This window comes from Kutzneria sp. 744 (assembly GCF_000568255.1).
Classification (GTDB): domain Bacteria; phylum Actinomycetota; class Actinomycetes; order Mycobacteriales; family Pseudonocardiaceae; genus Kutzneria.
The window spans coordinates 10500120-10504866 of sequence record NZ_KK037166.1 but is presented as its reverse complement, the minus strand read 5'-3'; the positions used below and the strand labels follow the sequence as shown (position 1 = coordinate 10504866).

Below are 4747 nucleotides of genomic sequence, written 5' to 3'. Positions count from 1 at the left end.
GACTGATGATCACCCTGTTGATGCTTGTTCCCGTGCTGGCGCCGGTGCTGGGCGCCGTGGTGTATCTGGTGGTCGGGTGGCATGTGGCCACCAGGTGGTTCAGTGCCGCCAGCGCTGCGCTGGTGTTGGCCGCCGCGATCGGCACTGCTATCGCGGCGGGCACGGCCGGCCCGCACACCGCGCTGTCCGGCCTGCTGCGGGTGGACGCTCTGTCGGCGTTCATGCTGATCGTGATCGGCGCGGTCGGGTTGCTGGCCACCGCGGCCACCCCGGCGTACCTGTCCGCGGAGATCCAGGCCGACCGCGCGAGCACCCGCACCGCGACCCGGCACAGCCTGCTCGTGCAGGCGTTTCTGGCCGCGATGGCGCTGGCGGTGCTGGCCGCCGACCTCGGCGTGTTGTGGATCGCGATCGAGGCCACCACCATCGTCACCGCGTTCCTGGTCGGGCAACGCCGCGGCAAGTCGGCGGTCGAGGCGGCGTGGAAGTACGTGGTGATCTGCTCCACCGGGATCGCGCTGGCTCTGTTGGGCACGCTGCTGCTCAATTACGCCGCCCTGCACGCCCCCGGCATGCCGGGGTTGGACTGGGCCGGGCTGGTCGCCAGCGCGCACACCCTGGACCCGGGGGTGACGCGGATCGCCGTCGCGCTGCTGGTGATCGGGTTCGGCGCCAAGGCCGGCTTGGCGCCGCTGCACGCGTGGCTACCCGACGCGCACTCCCAAGCCCCGGCACCGGTGTCGGCGCTGATGTCCGGAGTGCTGCTGTCGGTCGCGTTCTACGCGATCCTGCGGGTCAAAGTGATCTCCGACGCCGCGCTGGGAACCGGCTTCGCCCGCACCCTGCTCATCGTCATGGCGCTGGCCTCCCTCCTGCTGGCCGCGTCGCTGCTGCTGGCCCAGCGCGACTACAAAAGGATGCTGGCCTACTCCAGCATCGAGCACATGGGCCTGCTCGCCCTGGGCGCCGCCGCCGGCAGCCCCCTGGCGGTGGCCGCGGTGCTGCTGCACATCCTCGGCCACGGCCTGGCCAAGGGCGTGCTGTTCGTGGGCGCGGGCCGCGTCCTACAGACCACCGGCACCAGCCAGATCGGCGAGGTCCGCGGTCTCGCGGCGCGTCAGCCGCTGCTGGCCGGCTGTCTCGGGTTCGGGGTGCTCGCGTTGATCGGGCTGCCCCCGTTCAGCGTGTTCGCCAGCGAACTGGGCATCGCCCGCGCCGGCTTCGCCACCGGGCTGGGCTGGGCCACCACCGCCGCGCTCGCCCTGGTGCTGGTCATCGCAGCGGCGCTGGTCACCCATACCAGTCGGATGCTGTTGGGCAGCCCACCCGACGGGCCCGGCGCGGCCACCGCCGCGCCCCGGCTGCCGATGTTGGCCGCGGCCGCGTTGGTGGGTGGGTTGGTGGTCTGCGCCGGGCTCGGAGTCACCGCCGGACCGTTGACCGCGTTGTTGCACTCGGCCGCCACCATCCTGACGGGGACACCATGACACGGACTTTCGGCGAGCTGGTCGGCCACCGCCGCACCGCCCAGCTGATCGCCCCCGACGAGTTGCCCGGCCGCGCTTTGTCGCTGCTGGACTCCGGTTACCGGGTGGCGCTGGTGGCCGGTCACGACGACGGCGACGGGCTGCGCGCGGTGTATCTGTTCACCGACGCCGCCACCGACCACCGGGTCGAGCTGCATGTGCCGCTGGACCCGGCCGACCCGCACGTGCCCAGCCTGGCCGGGATGTCCTTTCCTGCCGGTCGGTTCGAGCGGGAGATGCGTGACCTGTACGGGATCGTGCCCGACGACCATCCGCTGCCCCGGCGGCTGGTCCGGCACTTCCACTGGCCGCGGGGCTGGTATCCGATGCTGGCCGAGGCTGGTGACCCGCCCGCGTTCGGCGCCGTCGACGGCCCTTATCCTTTTAGGACGGTCGAAGGCCCTGGGGTGTATGAGATCCCGGTCGGCCCGGTGCACGCGGGGATGATCGAACCCGGGCACTTCCGGTTCTCCGTGGTCGGCGAGACCATCCTCAACCTCAAGGCCCGCTTGTGGTTCGTGCACAAGGGCATCGAGAAACTGTTCCAGGGCCGGCGTGTCAACCAGGCCATCGAGCTGGCCGAGCGGGTCAGCGGGGACACCGCCGTCGGACACAATCTCGCCTTCTGTCTGGCCGTCGAGGACGCGCTGGGCATCCCCGTCCCGCCGGCGGCACGGCGGAGTCGGGCGATCCTGCTGGAACTGGAGCGGCTCTACAACCACGTCACCGACATCGGCGCGCTGTGCAACGACGTCGGGCACGGCATCCTCAACGCCCACGCCCAGCGGATCCGGGAACAACTGATTCCTACTGCCGTCAAACCAAAGTGATCTCCGACGCCGCGCTGGGAACCGGCTTCGCCCGCACCCTGCTCATCGTCATGGCGCTGGCCTCCCTCCTGCTGGCCGCGTCGCTGCTGCTGGCCCAGCGCGACTACAAAAGGATGCTGGCCTACTCCAGCATCGAGCACATGGGCCTGCTCGCCCTGGGCGCCGCCGCCGGCAGCCCCCTGGCGGTGGCCGCGGTGCTGCTGCACATCCTCGGCCACGGCCTGGCCAAGGGCGTGCTGTTCGTGGGCGCGGGCCGCGTCCTACAGACCACCGGCACCAGCCAGATCGGCGAGGTCCGCGGTCTCGCGGCGCGTCAGCCGCTGCTGGCCGGCTGTCTCGGGTTCGGGGTGCTCGCGTTGATCGGGCTGCCCCCGTTCAGCGTGTTCGCCAGCGAACTGGGCATCGCCCGCGCCGGCTTCGCCACCGGGCTGGGCTGGGCCACCACCGCCGCGCTCGCCCTGGTGCTGGTCATCGCAGCGGCGCTGGTCACCCATACCAGTCGGATGCTGTTGGGCAGCCCACCCGACGGGCCCGGCGCGGCCACCGCCGCGCCCCGGCTGCCGATGTTGGCCGCGGCCGCGTTGGTGGGTGGGTTGGTGGTCTGCGCCGGGCTCGGAGTCACCGCCGGACCGTTGACCGCGTTGTTGCACTCGGCCGCCACCATCCTGACGGGGACACCATGACACGGACTTTCGGCGAGCTGGTCGGCCACCGCCGCACCGCCCAGCTGATCGCCCCCGACGAGTTGCCCGGCCGCGCTTTGTCGCTGCTGGACTCCGGTTACCGGGTGGCGCTGGTGGCCGGTCACGACGACGGCGACGGGCTGCGCGCGGTGTATCTGTTCACCGACGCCGCCACCGACCACCGGGTCGAGCTGCATGTGCCGCTGGACCCGGCCGACCCGCACGTGCCCAGCCTGGCCGGGATGTCCTTTCCTGCCGGTCGGTTCGAGCGGGAGATGCGTGACCTGTACGGGATCGTGCCCGACGACCATCCGCTGCCCCGGCGGCTGGTCCGGCACTTCCACTGGCCGCGGTGCTGGAATCCGATGCTGGCCGAGGCTGGTGACCCGCCCGCGTTCGGCGCCGTCGACGGCCCTTATCCTTTTAGGACGGTCGAAGGCCCTGGGGTGTATGAGATCCCGGTCGGCCCGGTGCACGCGGGGATGATCGAACCCGGGCACTTCCGGTTCTCCGTGGTCGGCGAGACCATCCTCAACCTCAAGGCCCGCTTGTGGTTCGTGCACAAGGGCATCGAGAAACTGTTCCAGGGCCGGCGTGTCAACCAGGCCATCGAGCTGGCCGAGCGGGTCAGCGGGGACACCGCCGTCGGACACAATCTCGCCTTCTGTCTGGCCGTCGAGGACGCGCTGGGCATCCCCGTCCCGCCGGCGGCACGGCGGAGTCGGGCGATCCTGCTGGAACTGGAGCGGCTCTACAACCACGTCACCGACATCGGCGCGCTGTGCAACGACGTCGGGCACGGCATCCTCAACGCCCACGCCCAGCGGATCCGGGAACAACTCCTGCGGATCAACGACGAGGTGACGGGTCACAGGCTGCTGCGGGGCGCGATCCACCCCGGCCGAGCCACCCTCGTCCGACCGCCCGATCCCATGGTGCTGGCGGCCATCGGCACCGACATCGCTGAGGTGGTCGCGCTCGCCCTGGACCACAGCGTCGTCCATGACCGGTTTGCCGGCACCGCTGTGCTCACCGCGGCTCAGGCCGCCGACCTGGGCGCGCTCGGCTACGTCGCCAGAGCCAGCGGCCTGACGACGGACGCCCGCCACGACCACCCGTTCCTGACCCCGCCGTTGCCCCGCGCCACCCACAGCCGCACCGACGGCGACGTCCTGTCCCGGTTCCTGGTCCGCGCCGGAGAGGTCCAGGAGTCCATCGCGGTGATCACCGGCGTGCTCGACGACGCCCGCGACCACGACCAGACACCGCCGACGGCGACCCCGGGCCCCGTCTCCGGCTCTGGTGTGGGGATCGTCGAGGGATGGCGCGGCATCATCGTGCACCGCGTCGAACTCGCCGCCGACGGCACCCTGAGCAGGGTGAAGATCGTCGACCCCAGCTTCGTCAACTGGCCCGCCCTGCCGGTCGCGCTGGCCGACACGATCGTGCCGGACTTCCCCCTGGTCAACAAAAGTTTCAACCTGTCCTACGCCGGCAACGACCTGTAGACGGCGCCACCGGAGATGACGAGCGAGCCCGACCCCATGCCGATCGTGGCGTGCGTGGACGGCTCGACGTGCGCGCGGCACGCGGAGCGGTGGGCCACCGCCGAAGCGGTGCGCCGGCGCGTGCCGCTGCGACTGGTGTACGTGCTCCGGCCGCCGCCGGCCGACCCGCCCCGTCACCCCACAGCGACGGGCGAGTACCT

Annotated in this window: 5 protein-coding genes; all 5 read left to right on the top strand. The window is 71.4% G+C overall.

Annotated features, from left to right (window positions below):
* A partial coding sequence (locus tag KUTG_RS47715) for a proton-conducting transporter transmembrane domain-containing protein (RefSeq protein WP_369794600.1) occupies nucleotides 1–1487 on the top strand: 1487 nt, incomplete at its 5' end.
* A complete protein-coding gene (locus KUTG_RS47710; protein WP_084580695.1) occupies nucleotides 1484–2356 on the top strand; it encodes an NADH-quinone oxidoreductase subunit C in 873 nt (290 codons plus the stop codon). The genes KUTG_RS47715 and KUTG_RS47710, both read left to right, overlap by 4 nt.
* Entirely contained in the window at nucleotides 2353–3039 is a 687-nt protein-coding gene (locus tag KUTG_RS47705) for a proton-conducting transporter transmembrane domain-containing protein (RefSeq protein WP_232241326.1), read from the top strand. The genes KUTG_RS47710 and KUTG_RS47705 overlap by 4 nt, the downstream gene beginning before the upstream one ends.
* Nucleotides 3036–4547 (top strand): hydrogenase large subunit, encoded by a 1512-nt coding sequence (locus KUTG_RS47700; RefSeq protein WP_052396290.1) that lies wholly within the window; start codon nucleotides 3036–3038, stop codon nucleotides 4545–4547. Before KUTG_RS47705 ends, KUTG_RS47700 begins: the two co-directional genes overlap by 4 nt.
* Before the next feature lie 15 nt (nucleotides 4548–4562).
* Nucleotides 4563–4747 (top strand): universal stress protein (locus KUTG_RS57475; protein ID WP_198047901.1); only part of this gene is annotated, 185 nt, incomplete at its 3' end.